The sequence below is a fragment of the Edaphobacter sp. HDX4 genome (assembly GCF_036877565.1).
Lineage (GTDB): Bacteria > Acidobacteriota > Terriglobia > Terriglobales > Acidobacteriaceae > Edaphobacter.
Map to the genome: position 1 here is coordinate 56,304 of NZ_JAEDXW010000015.1, position 19,335 is coordinate 75,638.

General features: G+C 53.5%; 18 protein-coding genes. 4 read left to right on the forward strand and 14 right to left on the reverse strand.

Annotation, left to right across the window (positions count from 1 at the left end; translation table 11 throughout):
- Nucleotides 1–41 precede the first annotated feature (41 nt).
- From JAO29_RS14955 to JAO29_RS14970, 4 genes are read left to right on the forward strand one after another with little or no spacing between them, the layout of a single operon-like run.
- Nucleotides 42–1,457: a B12-binding domain-containing radical SAM protein gene (locus JAO29_RS14955; RefSeq protein ID WP_442886404.1), complete on the forward strand. Its 1,416-nt coding sequence runs from the start codon at nucleotides 42–44 to the stop codon at nucleotides 1,455–1,457.
- Nucleotides 1,454–3,403: a methyltransferase domain-containing protein gene (locus JAO29_RS14960; RefSeq protein ID WP_334269044.1), complete on the forward strand. Its 1,950-nt coding sequence runs from the start codon at nucleotides 1,454–1,456 to the stop codon at nucleotides 3,401–3,403. Before JAO29_RS14955 ends, JAO29_RS14960 begins: the two co-directional genes overlap by 4 nt.
- Before the next feature lies 1 nt (nucleotide 3,404).
- Nucleotides 3,405–4,907, forward strand: coding sequence for a B12-binding domain-containing radical SAM protein (locus tag JAO29_RS14965; RefSeq protein WP_334269045.1), 1,503 nt, complete (start codon nucleotides 3,405–3,407; stop codon nucleotides 4,905–4,907).
- Nucleotides 4,897–5,922, forward strand: coding sequence for a radical SAM protein (locus JAO29_RS14970; protein ID WP_334269046.1), 1,026 nt, complete (start codon nucleotides 4,897–4,899; stop codon nucleotides 5,920–5,922). The genes JAO29_RS14965 and JAO29_RS14970 overlap by 11 nt, the downstream gene beginning before the upstream one ends.
- Here JAO29_RS14970 and JAO29_RS14975 read toward each other — a convergent pair.
- The 14 genes from JAO29_RS14975 to JAO29_RS15040 all read right to left on the reverse strand — a co-directional run bounded on the left by JAO29_RS14975 (nucleotide 5,917) and on the right by JAO29_RS15040 (nucleotide 19,311).
- Nucleotides 5,917–7,194, reverse strand: coding sequence for a nucleotidyltransferase family protein (locus tag JAO29_RS14975; RefSeq protein WP_334269047.1), 1,278 nt, complete (start codon nucleotides 7,192–7,194; stop codon nucleotides 5,917–5,919). The genes JAO29_RS14970 and JAO29_RS14975 overlap by 6 nt on opposite strands.
- Complete coding sequence (locus tag JAO29_RS14980; RefSeq protein ID WP_334269048.1) at nucleotides 7,194–8,210, reverse strand: aldolase; 1,017 nt, start codon at nucleotides 8,208–8,210, stop codon at nucleotides 7,194–7,196. Before JAO29_RS14980 ends, JAO29_RS14975 begins: the two co-directional genes overlap by 1 nt.
- A complete protein-coding gene (locus JAO29_RS14985) occupies nucleotides 8,200–8,712 on the reverse strand; it encodes a c-type cytochrome (protein WP_334269049.1) in 513 nt (170 codons plus the stop codon). The genes JAO29_RS14980 and JAO29_RS14985 overlap by 11 nt, the downstream gene beginning before the upstream one ends.
- On the reverse strand, nucleotides 8,699–9,049 hold the full coding sequence (locus JAO29_RS14990; protein WP_334269050.1) for a cupredoxin domain-containing protein: 351 nt from the start codon (nucleotides 9,047–9,049) through the stop codon (nucleotides 8,699–8,701). The genes JAO29_RS14985 and JAO29_RS14990 overlap by 14 nt, the downstream gene beginning before the upstream one ends.
- A 52-nt stretch (nucleotides 9,050–9,101) precedes the next feature.
- A complete protein-coding gene (locus tag JAO29_RS14995) occupies nucleotides 9,102–9,389 on the reverse strand; it encodes a hypothetical protein (protein ID WP_334269051.1) in 288 nt (95 codons plus the stop codon).
- Entirely contained in the window at nucleotides 9,386–10,486 is a 1,101-nt protein-coding gene (locus tag JAO29_RS15000) for a hypothetical protein (protein WP_334269052.1), read from the reverse strand. The genes JAO29_RS14995 and JAO29_RS15000 overlap by 4 nt, the downstream gene beginning before the upstream one ends.
- A gap of 238 nt (nucleotides 10,487–10,724) precedes the next feature.
- On the reverse strand, nucleotides 10,725–11,963 hold the full coding sequence (locus JAO29_RS15005; protein ID WP_334269053.1) for a M20 family metallo-hydrolase: 1,239 nt from the start codon (nucleotides 11,961–11,963) through the stop codon (nucleotides 10,725–10,727).
- A gap of 3 nt (nucleotides 11,964–11,966) precedes the next feature.
- Complete coding sequence (gene allE / locus JAO29_RS15010) at nucleotides 11,967–12,707, reverse strand: (S)-ureidoglycine aminohydrolase (RefSeq protein ID WP_334269054.1); 741 nt, start codon at nucleotides 12,705–12,707, stop codon at nucleotides 11,967–11,969.
- Nucleotides 12,700–13,935: an allantoate amidohydrolase gene (locus tag JAO29_RS15015; protein WP_334269121.1), complete on the reverse strand. Its 1,236-nt coding sequence runs from the start codon at nucleotides 13,933–13,935 to the stop codon at nucleotides 12,700–12,702. Before JAO29_RS15015 ends, allE begins: the two co-directional genes overlap by 8 nt.
- A 17-nt stretch (nucleotides 13,936–13,952) precedes the next feature.
- Nucleotides 13,953–14,807, reverse strand: coding sequence for a factor-independent urate hydroxylase (pucL, locus tag JAO29_RS15020; protein WP_334269055.1), 855 nt, complete (start codon nucleotides 14,805–14,807; stop codon nucleotides 13,953–13,955).
- A gap of 1 nt (nucleotide 14,808) precedes the next feature.
- Complete coding sequence (gene uraH / locus JAO29_RS15025) at nucleotides 14,809–15,153, reverse strand: hydroxyisourate hydrolase (RefSeq protein WP_334269056.1); 345 nt, start codon at nucleotides 15,151–15,153, stop codon at nucleotides 14,809–14,811.
- Nucleotides 15,150–16,556, reverse strand: coding sequence for a 2-oxo-4-hydroxy-4-carboxy-5-ureidoimidazoline decarboxylase (gene uraD / locus JAO29_RS15030; protein ID WP_334269057.1), 1,407 nt, complete (start codon nucleotides 16,554–16,556; stop codon nucleotides 15,150–15,152). Before uraD ends, uraH begins: the two co-directional genes overlap by 4 nt.
- Nucleotides 16,553–17,062, reverse strand: coding sequence for a (2Fe-2S)-binding protein (locus tag JAO29_RS15035; protein WP_334269058.1), 510 nt, complete (start codon nucleotides 17,060–17,062; stop codon nucleotides 16,553–16,555). The genes uraD and JAO29_RS15035 overlap by 4 nt, the downstream gene beginning before the upstream one ends.
- Nucleotides 17,059–19,311, reverse strand: a complete 2,253-nt coding sequence (locus JAO29_RS15040) for a xanthine dehydrogenase family protein molybdopterin-binding subunit (RefSeq protein WP_334269059.1) — start codon at nucleotides 19,309–19,311, stop codon at nucleotides 17,059–17,061. The genes JAO29_RS15035 and JAO29_RS15040 overlap by 4 nt, the downstream gene beginning before the upstream one ends.
- Nucleotides 19,312–19,335 lie beyond the last annotated feature (24 nt).

Sequence of the window (19,335 nt, forward strand, 5' to 3'; positions counted from 1 at the left end):
TTCTTTTCCATCCTCGCGCAACGAAACCTCGCAACTGCAGAATGCCCCTCGCGGTGTTGGCTTTGGCTGCGGTATTGGAGGGACGAGAAGAATACGCGATTGTGGATGGGAATCTCGATGAAGATCCAGTCGGATCGATACTCGCATTGATCCATACGTATAAGGTTGAGTTGCTGGGAGCATCCGTCATGCCTGGGCCGCAGATGGTGGCCGCAATGGAAGTTTCTCGCGAGATCCGCAAACTTCGCCCTCACGTGAAGATTGTATGGGGAGGATATTTTCCGTCGATTTACCCCGATGCGACACTCAATGCGAAATACGTTGATTATGCAGTGCGCGGACAGGGTGAAGAGACATTGCTTGAATTGCTTCGTGCTCTCCGCAACGAGCTTGAGCTGACTTCCATCCGCGGTCTCTCTTACAAGGATCAGTTTGGATTGCATCGCAGCAACCCTGACCGTCCAATGAAGGGTCCCGACAGTTTCCCATGGATCCCTTATCAGCGTATTCCGGTTGAGCGATATCTTCGTCCCTCATTTTTTGGTAAGCGAACGGCTGTTCACCACGCAAGTATCGGCTGCCCATTTAATTGTTCCTTTTGCGGCGTGCATGCCACATATGGTCGAGATGAGAAGATGGAGTCTCCCGAGCGAACCGTGGCGGTCCTTCAGCACCTGGTCTCGCAATATGGCGCCGATTCGGTCCAGTTTTACGATATGAATTTCTTCCTGCGGGAAGATCATGCACGCAAGCTGTGCGATCTATTGGTGCCTCTCAAACTGCGTTGGTGGTGCGAGGCCCGTGTCGACATCATGTCTCGCTATTCTGATGAGACCTTGGCAGCAATTGCGCGTGCGGGGTGCTCGATGATCTTTTTTGGTGCAGAGTCAGGGGCTGACTGGGTGCTGGAGGAGATGCAGAAGGGAATTACGACTGATCAGACACTCCTGATGGCGAGACGTACCCGGGAGTTTGGCATCATCCCCGAGTTCTCCTTTGTCATTGGAAATCCGAAAAATCCTGACAGAGATACTAAGGAGACACTTCGATTCATCCGTAAAATCAAGAAGATCAATCCTGATAGCGAAATCATCATCCAGCACTACACGCCCACGCCGCAGCGTGGCCAGATGTACGGAGACGTGGATGACCAGATTTCGTTTCCGACCACTCCAGCGGAGTGGGCAACGAAGAAGTGGATGAATTTCACTCTTCGAATTGACACCAGCGCTCCGTGGCTCTCTCTCAAGACGAAGAAACTGATCGATAATTTCGAGTTGGTCGTGGCTTCTCGGTGGCCGACAGTTCAGGATATACGGGCACCTCGATGGAGCCGCCTGATGCTCAAGGTGCTCAGTAGCTGGCGATACTCTCTGCGAGTTTATGAGCATCCAGTTGAACTGGAATGGGCACATAATTTCATCAGTCTCCGCAAGCCGAAAAGAGAAAGCTTATGAACCCAGTGCTATCTTTTCGGGAAGACCTCGAGGACAAGAATGCAGGAGCCTTCGCGGCATGGGCGGAGGTCTACGACAGACAGGCCAACCCGCTGCTTCATCTCGAGCAACGTTTTCTCGAGCGCATGTTACCGGATACCAATGGTAGGTCCATCCTTGATCTGGGCTGCGGAACCGGGCGGTGGTTGGACCGTCTCGCTCGGCTTGGAACGCCAGAGTGCTCGATCGGTCTGGACGCCTCACCGGAGATGCTGGCCGTAGCTGCAAGACGGGGTCTCTCTGGCACGAATTTCATTGAGGCCGTGCTGCCCTCGATTCCGGTCAGCTCTGCAAGTGTGGACCTCATCCTGGCCTCGTTTGTTCTGGGTTATGTTGACGACCTGGATCTCTGTGCCTCCGAAATGGATCGTGTAGTTCGAGACCAAGGAGATGCCTTCATCACAGACATGCATCCCTGTACTGCGATCGAGCTAGGCTGGGAGCGGCGATTCAGTCTTGCAAATAGCAAACACGTTCTAACAGCCCACCACTGGCCGATAGCGGCGGTCGTGCAGCTAATGGATCAGAACGGCTTTGAACTCTTAGCTCTGCATGAACCATGCTTTGGACATCCAGAGCGGGCTATCTTCTACAGTCACAACATGCTGAAAGAGTGGCAGGCAGCGGAGGAAAGGTCTGCAGTCTACCTGCTTCATTTCAGGAAAGCGACGAAGCTACGACGGCAGACCACCCAAGGGAGCCTCTTGATCGAAAGTGCGCAGTGTGTGCTCGGAGACAGTGAAGCTGTCTCTGCGGATATCTCGATTTATCAGAGGAACATCAGAAAGACCTACCGTCGCAAGCTAGGGAAAGATGACCCAAAGTTGAGAATCAATCTGGATGGATATGTACTCTTCCCAGGTCTAATTAACGCCCACGATCATCTGGAGTTCGCGCTGTTCCCCCGATTGGGCGCACCGCCCTATGGGAACGCCACCGAGTGGGCCTTGGACATTCAAGACCGATTCGCCCCGACGATCGCTCTTCATAAGCGAGTGCCAAGAGCTACTAGGCTTTGGTGGGGTGCCCTTCGAAATCTTCTGTGCGGCGTGACAACAGTTTGTCATCATAATCCAATTGATCCGGTGTTTCGCGACGGTGGGTTCCCAGTCAAAGTTATGACTGGTTTCGGCTGGGAGCACTCGCCCCAGTTTGCAAAGGACCTCTGCACGGCGTGGGAGCAAACTGGCTCAAAGGAGCCGTTTATTATTCACGCCTGTGAGGGCACGGATTCTACAGCGGCACGTGATCTGCAGGTGCTCAAGGAGGCTGATGCAATCGGTCCTCGAACTGTCCTGGTACATGGTCTGGCTTTGAACGCCGACGATATCCAGTATTTGAACGGGCGTGGAGCCTCGCTTGTGGCATGCATGTCTTCAAATCAATTTCTGTTCCAGCAGACCGCTTCCTTGGAACAAGTGCGCCTCATAGAGCGGCTTGCCTTAGGAAGCGATTCGCCGCTTACGGCAGTTGGTGACCTCTTGGATGAGATACGTTTCTGCCGAAATGTCATTGGCATGTCGGCCTCCATGTTGTATGCAGCTGTTACAGAGGAGCCTGTACGAATTCTGCGTTTGAAGGAAGGCGAAGGGCGTATTGTTCCTGGTTCGCCAGCCGATGTCTTTGCCGTCCGAGCCTCTAGTCTCACTCCGGCGGAGCAGTTAGCTTCATTGAGCTGGCAGGCGGTTGAGCTTGTAATGGTCGCCGGAAGTGTGCGGCTCGCCTCTTCGGAGATGTTGGCGCGGCTCCCAGACTCCTGTGTTCAAGGTCTGAACCCTATCACCATCGACGGTGTCGTGCGTTGGCTCGCAGCACCGACAGTTCAAATGTTCCAAGCGGCTGCAGACATACTCGGTCCGGACGGCGTCTCGTTGTGCGGGCGTAGAGTCTCGGTGAAGGAGCTATAGAATGCCAGGCAGAGTCGTCCTCTTCTATCCACCCTACGAGGGACAGCCGCTCGGAGCGCCGCTCTGCTTCCTGGCACTATCGGCTGTGTTGCGGCAACATGGCTTCGAGCCAGTCCTCATCGACGCCGCAATCTGCCCTGACTACAAAGAGGCCATCCGCAGTGCCCTGGACGACGCTATTTGTCTGGGAATCTCCGTGCTGACGGGGCCAATGATCCGCGGCGCAATTGCGGCCGCTACTCTGGCCAAGGCAGTTCGACCCGACATTCCGGTCGTGTTTGGCGGATGGCATCCTACCCTGCTGCCCGACCAGACCCTTGCGGAGCCGTTTGTAGATGTTGTTGTGCGCGGGCAGGGTGAGATCACCTTCTGTGAACTGGTTCACGCGTTAGAGACTGGAACTCCGTTGAAGAACATAGCCGGAATCTCCTGGAAGACCGGTGTAATGCGAACTCACAATCCTGACCGTCCCGTAGAACAACTGGAAAATCTACCGGCCCCAGCTTTCGACATGATCGATTTCGATGCATACGAGCGCGTGGAGGGGACACGGAAGTTTGCCTATGCGACGAGTGTAGGATGCCCTTACGCCTGCAACTACTGCACAGATACGGTCTTTTATAAGAGGCGCTTCAATGCGCTCTCTGCAGAGCGCGTCGTGCGGGAACTGACTGGTCTTGTTGTTCGCTATAGGATTGACGAGATCGCATTGCTCGACTCGAACTTCCCGGTCGACCTTCGGCGGGCTATCGCGATTGCAAAAGGGATTGTGGCATCTGGAGTGAAGTTTCGTTGGACGTTTCAAGCGTCTACAGACTTCATCTGCCGGATGACCGAGGAGGAGATTCGCCTGCTTGGAGCCAGCGGTGTAATGCATATGGGTTTTGGAACTGAATCCACCTCAGAAGCGGTTTTGAAGCTGATGAACAAAAGGCACCAACGAATCGACGAGATGTACGAGACCGCCAGGCGGGCGGCGATAGGAGGCATAAAGGTTACCTTCAACCTGATCTTTGGATATCCTGGTGAGACGGAAGCTGACCGGCAGACCACGTTCAGAACCATGAGCGATGTCGGTCGACGCTATCCCAACGTTCGCTTCTCCCCGAACATCTTTACGCCGTATCCAGGAATCCCAATCTGGCCTCAGCTACGCGAGCTTGGAATCCAGGAACCGCGCACGCTGAAGCAGTGGGGAGACCTTGCACTGGGTGTTAACATGCTGCCCTGGCTGCAAGACGCGAATCTTGCCCGCTTCAATCGGATGCTCGACTATTTTCTCGTTGATGCGCAGGTAGGCCGTGCCTCTCAAAAGCCGAAAGCGTCTATGGTGCAAAGCGTGACGCAATTGATCCTCTCGCGGCCAGTGCGTTGGCGGATCGTTCACGGGCAATACGTCCTTCCTTGGGAGTTGTGGTTTGCTCACTTCGCAGAGAGCATTGTGAGACGCCGATCGTTGATTGATGGCAGGGAACTACCAACCGAGGCTGCCAATGTCTGCTGAATTGCTGGCTAGCAGCCAATCGATGAAGGCCACACATGGTGAGATCCACTCCATTCCCATTCTTATTCTCAATGTCCATGAGAACTGCAACTGCAAATGCACTATGTGTGATATTTGGAAGCGTGCAGCAGGTTCAGAGGTGTCACTTAACAATGTTGTCAGATATCAGAACTCGATTAGAAAGCTTGGTGTGCGGCAGGTCGTGCTTACGGGCGGTGAGCCGTTACTCCATTCGCATTTCGATCAGTTATGTGCCTTGCTCAAAGAGTGCAATGTAAAGATAACGTTACTGACAACAGGACTGCTTCTGCAGAAACGTGCAGATCCAGTGATGACGCATATAGATGAGGTGATCGTGTCGTTGGATGGTCCTGAAGAGATACACGATTCGATCCGGCGTGTCTCGCATGCGTATCGTCTTCTGAAAGAAGGTATATCGGCTATAAAGCAGGGCCGTCCGTCCTTGCTAATCCACGCACGCAGTACAGTGCAGCGTGATAATTTTCGGTTCTTGAGGCAGACGGCGGACGCGGCCAAACAGATAGGCTGCGATTCGATCTCCTTTCTGGCGGCAGACGTGACGTCTCATGCTTTCAACCGAAACCTAGCATGGCCCCTTCAGCGTCAGAACGAAACGGCACTCTCCCTGGAGGAAGTAGGTCAGCTGGAGAGAGAGATCGACTTGTTGATTGAAATCTCTGCGGGAGACACTGGTAATCGATACGTTGTGGAGTCTCCGGAAAAGCTAAGACGGATTGCGCGCTACTTCCGTGAGCGTCTCGGGGAGTATCCGCCGCAATCACCTCGTTGTAATGCCCCTTGGGTCTCAGCTGTTGTTGAGGTCGATGGTTCGATTCGCCCGTGTTTTTTTCACGCGCGGGTTGCGACTGCTGCGGTCCTTCCACTTGAAGACGCGATCAATTCTGCAGAGGCCAAGTCCTTTCGGCAGACGCTGGATGTGCAGACCGACCCCGTGTGTCAGCGGTGTGTCTGCTCCCTCAATTACCGTTCATGAGCTGAGCTGTCGGTGCGCCAGCCAACGAGCGCACCGATATAAACTTCTGAGATGGCTCGCGGAGTATGAAAGTGTACGGCGGGTAGTGTAAGAAAGAAGGCGCTGAAACCGATTACTGGTGGACGAGATGATCTTCTTTTCGCTCAGGACGACGAAGGGGCGATCAGGGTTCGGCAGCTGGTTTGGGACAAATGTTTTGCGAATAAGCTTCAGCTTGTCTTCATCTCGCTCAAGAAGGCTCCAGTGTAACCAGGCCACATCTCTGTTCTCGACGAACGAACCCTCGATTGCCGACTCGCCGAAATGATCAAGCCACGCTCGTTGTGTCTCTGGCAGTTCCTGGAGCTGTCTCTCAACGACATCGGGGAAACTGCAGCCGAACCATTGCCGCGCCAGGTCGAATGCGATTACCTCGCGTGATCTAAGATGTTGTGAATGGGTCATGACCCAATTGTTCCAAAACGCATGGTCTAAACGCCGGTCATCGAGGAAGTTGGCTAGTTCGTATGCGTGATGGACAATCGAATCTCGGGCTAAAAGATTTCGCAGGATATGCATCGAAAAATAGCCGAGTTGGTCGACCTGAGACAAGACCGGGACATTCATTCCTTCGATCGAGCGATACTCTCGACGGCCCCAGAACTCATCAATCTCCGGAAGAGCGAGAAACGAAACCTTTTCATTCCAGAGACAAAAGTGAAGTTCAATTGACAGGGGCATCTCTGGATCAAAAGCATTCCCTCGCCAACTCCAAGTGCCTAACCTCAAGAGAGTCGGGCCATGGTCAGCACGGGAATAGTTCACCGTCTTTTCCGGCTCATACCCAATCGAGCCAAGAGCTAACTGAGCTCGAGGAATCGTGTCTAGGGGACAATAAAAATCTAAATCAGATTGTTGCCTCTGCGAAGGAGACCTGGTGTAATCGGGAGCAAGCGTGAAGCCCTTAAGCACGATGTGAGGAATCCCAAACTGATCCAGTATGTTTGCAGCTTCAAGATAAGTAGATTTCACACGCTGGAAGCGTTCCGTATTATCTGCGAGATTCTTTGTCAGCCTCTGTGAGACCCATTCAGGAAAACCGTCCCTACGGTTACGGCTTGCAAGCGGTAGAGTGAGATGCGCAAGGTCGCTGAAGCGGAGCAGGCGTTGCCACTGTTCGTCGCTGAGATGGCGTAGACGATGATCGGTGGGATTGCGAAGGTGCAATGCCTCTAGCAGTGCTACGACCTCTGTCGGAATGGATAGAGACTTTGGAGCGGATTGATATGCCATTAGATCTCCCTTTCCACCAGCCCCTTGATCTGTTCAATCGCCGAATAAAGATCGGTGTAACGCAGCTCGAATCGTGGAGCCCGCAGAAGGCGTTGTAGCGTTTTTGTGCCAGATGAATCTTCGGATGGTGGAAGTAGAAGAGATCTGGTGAAATAGTCCGAGGCGACTTTGGATTCTAATGGGAAAAGGCCTGGAGTAATCCCGTCAACTCTGTGAAGAAATACTATGTAGGCGATCTCTGCCGTGGTTTTTTTCAAAAGACCGGGGAACTCGGTGGTCGGAAGTTCGATGGAGGGTTTGCCCGCAGGCCGCAGTGTTATCCGGCGTCCGAGGAGTTGAGGAAATAGCTGCGTCGCCGAGTCGCGAAATCTTATCTGATGACAATTGCCCACCACGGTGCGCGCTGGATCATTAAGGATAAGATAGGTTGCGTCATCTGAGATATACCTCCATCCAGATTGCGCACATGCGAAGGCGAGTGACGATTTGCCTACGCCTGACTCGCCGCAGAGTAGGAGGCCGCGTCCGCGCCACTCAACGCAGGCTGCATGGAGGGCGGCGGCGCGTAATGTAGATATCATTGAGAGCGCTGATGTTTCGAGAAAGTGATATCGGAGACCCAGCGGTCCATTGACAAAAGGGCGAGCGACCTTTCCGAAAGCAGTGCCGTGATCAAGATCGCTCACGATGAAGTTAGCTGCATCAGTCATCGTGATGAGAAGACGGCCATTGATGCGTGATGTCGGAGGTGGATAGGGAATGGCTTCGCTTGCGGTGCCTTCCACAAGGAGCGTTATGACGAGGGGCTGGCAGGAGTACGCCTGTTCGAACACACCCCAGCTCTGACCTGCAGCTTCGAGTACCTCCTCCGAGTTCGTGGTGATCGTTAGGGGAAATCCCAAAGGGAAGAAGGTGTCGGTCTGGAGTAGATCGTGCCTATTCCACAGACCTTGAGCAACGGCCGTGCGGGACACGGTGGGAGTAGCCTCTTCCGATGGGAGGATCTCATTTGGCATACTCTTCTCCTGAGTAAGTTCTAGGCTCACCAAGACTTCCTGCAGGTGGCAGGTGCCTCAGGTAGACTACGATCGTCCACATGTCGTCGTCGCTGAGGATCCCCTTTGAAGAGGGCATGCCGGACGGGGATATCCCATTCTCGATAATCCACTTCAATTGCCCGTCGTTGTAGTCTTGTACCTCTCGAGACAACAACGACGGGACTGCTGGAGCCATATTATTGGCGAACGGAACTCCAGTATTCTGCCCGTCACGGCCATGGCACACGACGCAATACTCACCGAAGGTTTGCTTCCCGTCCTCAATCGCTGCGGCAGAGGTGTGGATTGGGTTCATGTTTTGACGACCACCCACCGTCACATTATGCTTCGTCCACTGCACGATCATGCTCTCGAGCCTGCCTGCAGGCTTCACACGGCAACCGGACAGGCACAGACTCACTGCACAGGCGAAGACAAGATTAGCTGGCGGAGATCGCATGTAGAGCTCATTCCGTGACATGAACTGTGAACTTCATTGTGCCGTGCCCGTTCCCACAGAAGTGACCGCACTGGCCATGAAAGTCACCTATCGTCTCTGGAGTGATCATGATGTCTGCTGGGTGCCCTTTGCTGACTTCACGGCTGATGTTCAGGTCTTTTAGAAGAAGGCTGTGAGTGACGTCTTCTGAGACCAGCTTCAGGTCGACGGTCTCACCTTTCTTAAGAGTGATCTCGGTAGGGGAGAATGCGAAACGCTTGATATGGACTTCAATCGTCTTTGCAGGCTCCTGCGCGCGTGAGCCCGGATCAACTGTTACAGCGGTCAGAAACACAATGACCGAAACAATCTTCATCATCAATCGTCCTCCACTGAGATGTACTACAGCGAATGATTTCGTAGAACCGGGGTCAAGGAGCCATGAACCTGAGCAGTTTGATTTCGTCTTCTCTGGACAGGCGCGCTCGGGTGCGCATGTGCATGATGACCGTACCCGCTGTTCGTGGCGAGATGCTCATTGGCGGCATGTGACACCGTGAGCAATTCGCCTGGAAGACATCGTCGCCCGTAGTTTCAGCCGGCTTACTGCCGACCACTGCTTTAGTGCGCTTGTCCTCTTCTTTACGGGAGGTAGCGGCATGCAGGGGCGCGATCATCGCGGCAATAATTGTTAGGTATAGGATCAGCTTGTGCATCATGGTTGCCTCTTCGCTGGCCAAAGTGGAAAGAAAAAGCGATAAGTGAAACCAACATTCCAAACATTGGCATTTCCCTGAGAGCTGAAGGTTCTTCCATAGCTAGAGATGAAGCGGAGGTTGTCCCTTACGTAATAGTTGAGCCCGAAATCCACTCTCTGGTTGTTGACGTGAGGGAGACTGTTGCCGCCTCCGTGGGCGGGGAAGAAGTGTTGCACGCGACCTACAACCTGGGTCCGTTGTAGCAGGCGTGGTATCGGCAGCGTCGTAAAACTATATGCGGTCTCAAGCCAGTAGCCGCGGCCGTAATAGCTGCCGTCGAACTCACCCTTCAGATCGACCGCAGCTTTTCGGGGCTGCCACGAAACGTAAGCCGCCACGCTATCGATCTGTCGGTCCTGGAGGAACCGCTGATAGGACGTGCCCGTCTCAAGACGGAGACGCGGCAGAAAAACACTAACGTCGCCACCAGCCACCCTCGCCGATTGCAATTGATTGATGTCACTTCGCGCGGAAAAGTAGGCGGAGTATTGAATCGTGTATCCGGGGTGCTGTGTTGCTACTCCACGAAGCTGAAAACCGTCTCCGGCACCGCTGGTGCGGGTTCCGATGGTGGCTGTAATGGGAGCGTCCTGAAGATTCTTGATCCAGATAGGCTGCAGGCGCTCGTTATAAATGCCGAAGGGAAGGAGGTATCTGCCAGCTATGAAGGTGATGTGGGTATTAGCAAGCCATTCAACTTGAGCGTACTCCACGGTCTTGAAGATCTTACCTTTGAAGGGGCCGTCGGTCAGGTTTTCGCGTTGGAAAAAGCCTGTGAAATCCGTTCTGGACTCGAGCAGGACATGGCGACCGAACGGAACCAGGAGTACAGGATTGATCTGAGGCTCGAGAGTGACGATTCCGCCACTGACATTGTGGACGTAACCGGCTCCGCCTGAGATGACCGGTACGAATCCGGCGTGGTCTTCGTCCAACGCGCTCTTCTGAGCATTCGCTGATAGGTTCAGCGTGAAAGCCAACAGTAGCCACCCGTACACAGTGTGTTTTATCTTCAGCACGATCAGAGTGTAGGGAACTGCAGGCCCTGAACTTGTCACAGCACTGTCTTATGAATGTCACTACCTTTTAGGAGACCCCTTGGAGAGGGATCAGGCAGCGATCCTGCTGCCGCTTCGAGAAAAGTTGCAAATTCCGCTTTCCGAAGAAGGTGAGGCGAGCGTCGGCCGCCCAATTGTCAGGTTCCTGTCCTGAATTGTTCTTGATGATACATCCGTGATAACGAGACGTTCATGCCAACCCGCTCAAGGGAGCGAATAGGTGAGCGGCGAAATCATGTCATTGAGCAAGCCGCATTAAAGTCTCTGCGAGGACCCTCGTGCCGTTAGCAATGTCGTGGGCTGAAGCGAACTCATCCGGGCGATGGCTCACCCCCCCTTTGCATGGGATGAAGATCATGCAGATTTCCGTGATTTGGGACATGAAGAGAGAGTCGTGATAAGCTCGGCTGACCATTTTCTTATAGTGCAGACCGAGTTCGTGGGCAGCATCTGCGACGGTCTTAATTATTTGAGGCGATGATTTCGCTGGAGCATCCGCATTCACGGTTTCGAGCGAGATAGAGACGCCTCTCGCAGCAGCAACTTCGGAGCAGGCACGACGAATCTCCGAAAGAACGTGATTCCTCCGGTTCTCGTTGATATCCCGAACGTCGGCTTCAAGGAGAACCTTGCTCGGAATGCTATTCACGGCTCCCGGGAATATCTCGCACTTACCAACGGTCGCGCAGGTGTCAATCTCCTCCGTCGTCAAAGCACTTCGTTCGATGGCAAGAACAATCTCGGCCGCTGCGCAGAGGGCATCTTTGCGGTAGGGCATAAGTACCGCTCCAGCGTGGCCTCCTTCACCTTCTACGCTAATGCGCAGACCCGCTGGTGCGGCGATATCGGTGACGATGCCAATGGGGATCTGCTCCTGTTCCAGCAGAGGACCTTGTTCGATATGTAACTCGACAAATCCTGCATAGGAGTTGTTTGGCAAAAGCACACTCTCGATCGTGCCCTGATAGCCCGCCGATGTTCGCAGCTCGAAGAGCGATCTGCCTTCTGAGTCCCTGAGGCTCTCATCGGCAGAGACGGGAAGAGCTCCTGTGAGAAGCCGACTGCCAAAACATCCGATTCCGAAGCGTGTAGGTTCTTCCGCGGTAAAGATAATGAGTTCTATCGACCGCCTCACCCTCAGTCCACTCTCTCTGATCGCCCGAAGAGCTTCGAGACCGCCAAGTACACCGACAGTCCCATCGTATTTGCCGGCGAAGGGAATTGCGTCGATGTGCGACCCCGTTGCGATTGCGGGGAGATCGGGAGCTGTTCCCTGCAGACGGACGAATATATTCCCGATAGCATCCGCTCTGACACGCAGGCCGACGGCTTTACATTGATCTACAAACCAAGCTCGCGCATTCATATCAGCATCGCTGTAGACCACCCGGGTCACGGCGGGAGGCGGAACATCAGAAAACGCTGCAAGTATCTCTAACTCTCGAAGAAGCCGGTCTGAGTTGATCTGAATAGCCATAACTTAGCTTCGCGCGAAAGGATCGCGGGCGGAATCTTTATAGATGAGATACTTTGCCGGTACTTTGCCGAGAGCCCCGAACCATTGAGGGCAGAAAGGTGCCATCCAGATGAAGTCGCCTGCTTTTACGGGATACCAAGAATCACCCAAACGATAGATCCCCTCGCCCTCAAGCATAAGAAGACCATGCTCCATTACGTGAACCTCCACCATAGGAAGAGAGGCTCCGGGCTGATAAGTCATGATGTTGACGGCATAATCGTACTCAGGCTGCTCTGGCAGGAGTAACTGCACCTGAAGATCTTCGTCACCCATCAGTCCTCTTGAGGTAAGATCACCGATGTTTCCACCGATTTGCATTCCAAGGCCTACACCGGGCAGACCGGCATAAGGCTTTTCGATAAAGACGGCGCGACTATCGGTGTGTGCCACGAAGGTATGTTCAACATTGTCAGGCAAGTGGAGATAGCTTCCTTGCTCCAAAGCGTGATTTGAGGCACCCTGTCGGAATTCTAGCGTTCCCTGCAAGACGAAAACAAACCTCTGTGCTGCGTTAGAACCGAGACTCCCACCGGTTTCGAATTCCGCTGTGTATTGCATAAATCCAGCACCTATTTGAGGGGCGGCGTGAATGATGGCAACCGTTTTGCTCATACCTGGCAACTTCGTTCGTACAAACGTATCTGGCGTCTGCAGCAGGTGTGTGCGCTGATAGCTGCTTCGGGTGTAGCCGATATTATGCATTCGTTCCCGTTATCACTTCATCGAGTGAATTTAAAAAACATATCCCAGCGACTATAGCGTCGTGAACATCTTCGATCTTGACTGTCTCATCGGGATGGTGACTGACACCCCCAGGGCTGCGCAGGAAGATCATCGACGACGGGATGTGTTCCGCGAGGATCATCGCATCATGGCCTGCTCCACTCACCATGATTACGGGGTCAGTCCCTGCAGCGCGGACAGCCTCAACGGCCATATCACTAAGTGCGGGATCCAATCTGACAGCGGCTTGTTCAAGGTCCAGTCTCCACTCACAACAGAGACGGCGCTGTTGTGCGATGGAATGTGCAAGATCGACCAGTGTCTTGGTTGCGGCTATCCGAATCTCGTCATCACTGTGGCGGATGTCAAGACTCATGCACGCTCGACCGGCGATGACGTTTCCCGCCCCAGGGGCGACCTCTATCCGGCCAACAGTTGCAACGAGATTCCGCGTGGATCGGGCGATATCTTCGACGTGACCTATCCACTCAGAGGCGCCGGCGAGCGCATCGCGTCGCAGGTGCATGGGTGTGGTACCGGCGTGATTGGCGCTTCCTGAGAAAATGATTTCGCCGCGCGTCTGTCCAGCGATCGCATTTACTACACCGAGGGACCGGTCTAAACTCTCGAGGACAGGACCCTGCTCGATATGAAATTCCAGAAATCCGAACGCGGAAGAGTCGATTGCCGCGTCTCCGATCCGGTCGGGCCGCAGACCAAAATCCGCAATTGCCTGCTCCACCGTAATGCCATTCGCATCCTCTCGCGAGAGAAGATCTCTACCGGCCTGTCGGACGAGAGTTCTGCTACCGATGAACGGCGTTTTGAATCGAACGCCCTCTTCTTCAGAGAAGCCCACCAGCTCGATCTGAAATGAGAGCCGCGTTCCATTGAGATGCTCGATGAGTGCAAGCCCGATCATTACCCCGAGGATTCCGTCGAAAGCACCTGCGTCAGGCACAGTGTCAAGGTGCGATCCAATGATGAGCCTTGGAGCTGTGCGAGTACGTGCAGGGTAGAGGCCCCGAAGATTTCCGACAGGATCGAGCGACGCCGACAGTCCTGCGTCTTCCATCCAGGAGCGAACCCTCTCTATGCAGCGTCGACTAGCAGGCGAAAGAAAGGTGCGTTGGATAATACCAGGAACATCGGTAATGCTTGCGAGCACCCTACATCGCTCGACGACAGCTACGGCACTATCGACCATAAGAGGGGAGGAAAGAGTCACGACTCAATCTCCCTGCGTACCGTTGCTTCGATGTATCCATATGGTTGATCGGTAGGAACGAATACCTTGTTCGGATTTGTCTTGCCGAATCGAGAGAGATCAACGAGGATACAGTGCCTGTTGGGCATGATCATCTTAATATCTTCGATCGAGGGGACCTCCTGCAGGACTTTCTCTGCCATAGCGTGGAGCGTATGCTGGACAGATTTGCTGCAATGTGTCGCAAAGGTTTCGAGCAGCACATCGTGTATACGTTGCCGCAGTAGTAGGAAATCACTAGTCGTCTGGCCATATCTCCATTCCGCACGCATCGCTGTTCCGAAGAGCCTGTCGTTGGTCTCGGAAAGTGTCGTATGAGAATCCCGAAGGAAACCTTCAAAACCAGAGTTCGCTGTCTTGATGATGACGAGGTTATCCAATCCAGATAGGACGATGGCGGCCTGATCTCTCTCTTGTGTGATCGTAGTCGTCTGGAGTTCCCCGCTCGTCTGAGAGAACGCAGAGGTATGGGTAGTTGTGCCTACTACAAGATGAGACCACGGCACACTTTTGACCGAGATATTTACATTGCGCAGTTGTGGGTTGTAAGTAAGGAGCCAGTCAGAAAGTTCAAGACCGAACTCTTCGATTGAAGCTGCGAGCGTATCGCGCGCAAGAGAGTACACCAAATTCTTCATCGTGTCGGTAGCGAGAACACGCGAGTTATCTCCCGTAGTGTAAGACTCGGCGAAGTCACCGGTGACCAAAATGTCGACTGTCCACTCCTGAAGGTCATGCAGCGGGCGATCCCTGTTGAGGCGCATCACACGCACGCTGCATTTGCCATAGGTACTTTCAACGAGGCGGATCATTTTAGGTCCCTCGATAGGTTGTATAGCCATTGGGGCTGAGTAGCAGCGGAATATGGAGATGAAGATCAGATTCGCTGATACGAAATGCAATTTCTATGAACGGATAAATGCTTTGAACTCCGACCGACTGGTGATAAGGCTGTGTCTCGAACCGGATGAAATATTCTCCTGAAATGAGCGGAACATCGAACGGATGCAGGTTGCTGCAGCGGCCATCAGCGTCCGTTACTCGCGAACCAATCAGTCGTCGAGAGCCGTCTTGCTCTTTGCGGTGAAGCACCACCTCCACGGCAGACGCAGGTTTTCCGAGCGAGATGTCGAGAATGTGTGTCGAGATTCGGTTCATAGCTGCCCCTCGAAGGATAACCACTTCTGAAGGCGCAAATAGGTAATCTGCTCCTGTTGATCTGCGGATTCGACCATTTCGGCTTCGTCGGTATTTCTGAGCCGGCGCTCGAGTTCAGAAAGAATCTCGGATGGGGATCTCCCCGCCGCGGAGATAATGAAAATTCTTCCGAATCGTACCTCATAAAGACGGTTGCCAGCCGCTATCGCCTGCCTGATCTCATCGTCGCCGCTTTGTACCGTATTTTGCTCCTGGGCGGACCACTCCGCGGACAATCTCGTTGTAGTGTTATCAGCATGTTGCTCGCCGATACGTGGGTGACTTCGGAAGGCCAGCAGCCATTGATCCTCCCCGATTTTGCGCCAAACGGATGTCGCGGCCCGCGAGAGATCTTCGAAGCTCTTGTATGGCCTGGAAGACGCTACTTGTTCAGCCCATACCTGCGAGCCACAGCACGAGAGTAAATTCACGACTGCTTCCTCAAAGGGTAGAAGATTCCACTGCTCCAACTTCCTGTTCTGTTCCGTGGCATGTCCTTGAGAGAAGCAAAAATTTATGAGGAATTCTTCGAGCAGATTCCCTGCGACGGTCCTCCGATAGAAACTGGTGGACCTTAGATCGTCAATGGGCGATATCTCGGATTCAAGTGTAAGCCGGGCCGTGCTTACATCTGTTGAAGACAGTTTCCTCCCCGTTAGTTTCTCTTCGGTTTTGTGAAGCCTGACCGGAACGGGAGCTACGCTGCCCATTGCAATTCGAATGTCCTCGATCATATCTCCGTTGGCCTTGGCAGCTACGGCGATACAGAGCTTCGAGATTGCCTGCGCATTCCGCGGACCTACTTTGCGTGAATAAGTGATGTAACCGGAATAACGGCGCGGCAAGACGATCGTCAGGACGAGTTCGTCCGATTGCAGCCGGGTCCGCTTGTAGCCTGTATGGAAGTCCTGGTAGGAGATGCGGTGGGTTCCTCGGACAGAGGCGAGGATGAGTTCAGCGTCATAAACGAGCAACGCGGGCAATGAGTCTGCGGCCGGCGATGCGTTAACGATATTTCCACCGAGAGTTCCACGGTTCTGGTTTGCGATACCTCCCGTCCATGACGCCGCTGCGCCAAGAAGAGGAAACTCACTTGCGATGATGGGATCAGAGCGCAACTGCGTATACGTGCAGCCCGCACCGATGTGAAGTTCACCTTCGTTTACCGTGATCCGGTCCAGTTGTGGTAGGCCGCGTATATTTACAAACTGACGTTGGATAGCTTTTCCGGCTGCGAATTGCACCATGATTTCAGTTCCGCCTGCAAAGGGCATCCATTTGCCCGGTGCGCTCGCCATGAGGGCGAGAACGTCTTCCAGTGAAGCAGGCGAGATAAGTTCGAACGTAGAGGGAATCGATCTCATGGCTTTTTTTCCATCAAAACCGTTAGTTCTTCTCGATCCCTGTCTGTCATGGATTGGGCGGCGCTTCTGATTGCATCGAAGATGCGTGTATAGCCGGTGCAGCGGCACAGGTTTCCATTCAATCCTTCGCGAATCTGCTCTAGGGTAGGGGATGCGGTATGGCCAAGCAGATTCGCAGTAGCGACTATCATTCCGGGTGTACAGATTCCGCACTGAGCTCCACCACACTGCAGAAACGCATTTTGAATGGGATGTAGAGCTTTCGCTGCGAGACCCTCGATTGTAATGACACGAGAACCTTCTACCTGCGCGATGGGAATCAAGCAACTGTTAACCAGTTCACCGTCTAGGAGAACAGAGCAGGATCCACACTCCCCCTCGCCGCAACCCTCCTTGGTTCCTGTTAGACCGAATTCGTGACGCAGTACATCAAGCAAGCGCCCCATTGGATGGACGGTTACCTGATGAGAGATTCCATTGAGAGTGAGATTAACTGTTCTCTTCACGCGCAGGACTCCATCGCATCTGTTGGCTGATGGCGAACCAGAGACACCAGAATGTCTTCCGGTAGAAGAGGTATGGAGCGGACTTCCTGCCCTGTCGCGTTGATGATGGCGTTTACGATTGCCGGAGCTGGTCCATCCATTGGCAGCTCGCCGATACCCTTTGCGCCATAAGGGCCATGAGGGGAGGGAATTTCTTCGAAGTAGACACGGATAGGAGGAATGTCCTGAGAGGTGGGAATGATGTAATTGGTCATCTGACTGTTCAGCATCCTTCCTTTCGACCAGAGGACCTTCTCGTACAGCGCAAAGCCTATGCCTTGCGCCACGCCACCCTCGATTTGTCCGGCTGCGAGGACCGGATGCAACACCTTACCAACCTCCTGGAGAGCGACGAAATCGTCTACGGTAACGCTGTATGTCGTTGTATCGACCGTTACCTCTGCCACGTAGATAGCCCAGCCGAAAGCGGGGTAGGCCTCTCCGCAATAATTTATGTCGTCCCAGAAGATATTCGGAGGAGCCTCGTAGCGGCTATAAGACTTCAGCTCTCCGAATCTTTCGATATAAGTTTTGCATGCGTCACGAAGTTTACGTCGGTCATATTCCGCTTCAAGCAGTCCAGTGTTGATCAGTTTCTGTCGCAGCTCCAATGAAGCGGATTGAATCAGCTTGCCTACGATCATGGCTGTTCGGGATGCTACCGTCGGCCCGCTGTTTGGAACGATAGCTGTATCGATTGGAGCAATTTGAACATCGTCGTATTCGAGGCCGAACTCTTCTGCCGCGATCTGGCAGAGAATTGTGTTCGTTCCTTGTCCAAATTCAGTACTGGAAACGAGGATTCGGATATCCCCCTCTTTCGTACTCTCCAGACCTACGAGGGAGTTGAGGTATCGCTCGCCAGAACCTGTAAACCCGGCTCCGTGCATGAAAGCAGCCATACCGATTCCTTTCTTCTTTGAACTCTGACGATTGTGAAGGGCGAAGCGATTTATTTTCCTCTGATAATCAGAGTGCTTTAGAGCGCGATCAAGCAGATGTTGCATATCGATCGGCTCGCGAATCTCCTGTTGGGTGGATGTGGTGTCTCCTTGTCTTAGCAGGTTGCGGCGGCGGAACTCGTCTGGACTGATACCAATAGTTCGCGCGATATGATCCATGTGACACTCAAGGGCAAAGATGCTCTGAGGAGCACCAAAGCCGCGGAAGGCACCGTGCGGAGGTGTATTCGTCGCCACGGCTTTCGCGTGGATACGGATATTCGGCCAAAGGTATGGTCCGGCTGCGTGAATCGTACCGCGGGAAAGGACGACGGAAGACAGGGTGGCGTAAGCACCTCCGTCGATGACGAATTCAATTTCGCCACCGAGAAGTTTTCCTTCTTTGCTGACTGCCGTGCGATGCCGCGTGCGTGAGGGATGCCGCTTGGTGGTCGCCGCCATATCTTCCATGCGGTCATAGACGATCTTGACGGGCTTGTTTGCCTTCCGCGCGAGCAGAGCGGCGTGACCCGCGATCATCGATGGATATTCTTCTTTGCCTCCGAATGCACCTCCGGTTTCTGTCTGGACGACCCGAACCTTATCTTCGGGCAGTCCCAGCAGGGTCATAAGAGCTTTTTGTACATAGAAAGGGCATTGCATTGAACCCCACACCGTGCAGCCTTCTGGCTCCTGATACTGAGCGATGACACCGTTGTTTTCTATGTAGAGCTGTTCCTGTGCTCCGGTCGTGTATTCGCCCTCTACAATCCATGCTGCCTCTTTCCAGACATCCTCTAAATTCCCCTTGTTGACCGTGTAAGTTTTGAAGATGTTATCCGTTCCCCATATAACCTGCTCCTGGCTCTCGCTCTCCTCGATAGAGTGAATCGACGGCAAAGGCTCATACTGAATGGAAATTGCTGATACTGCGCTTGCGAGCAGGTAGCGGTCATGATGGGCGAGCAGCAGAATAGGCTCTTCAGGATGATTCACAAAGTCGGCGGCAAGACAGGGTTGATCATCCAGGATCAGGGAGACAACGTTTTTGCCAGGAATGTCCATCGCTGTGACGATGATGAAGTCGTTCCACGGGATATCTTCAGGGAACTGAACTCCCAAGATCTTTCCTCGCGGAATCTTACTTCGTACGGTTGCACCGAACAGCATGTCTGGAAAAACGAGGTCGTCGACGTACTTCGCCTGACCGGCAACCTTCGCTGCTCCTTCTCTCCTGGGAACGGATGTTCCAACGACACGTTGATTCACAGAATCCTTTCAGCGGGCGAAATG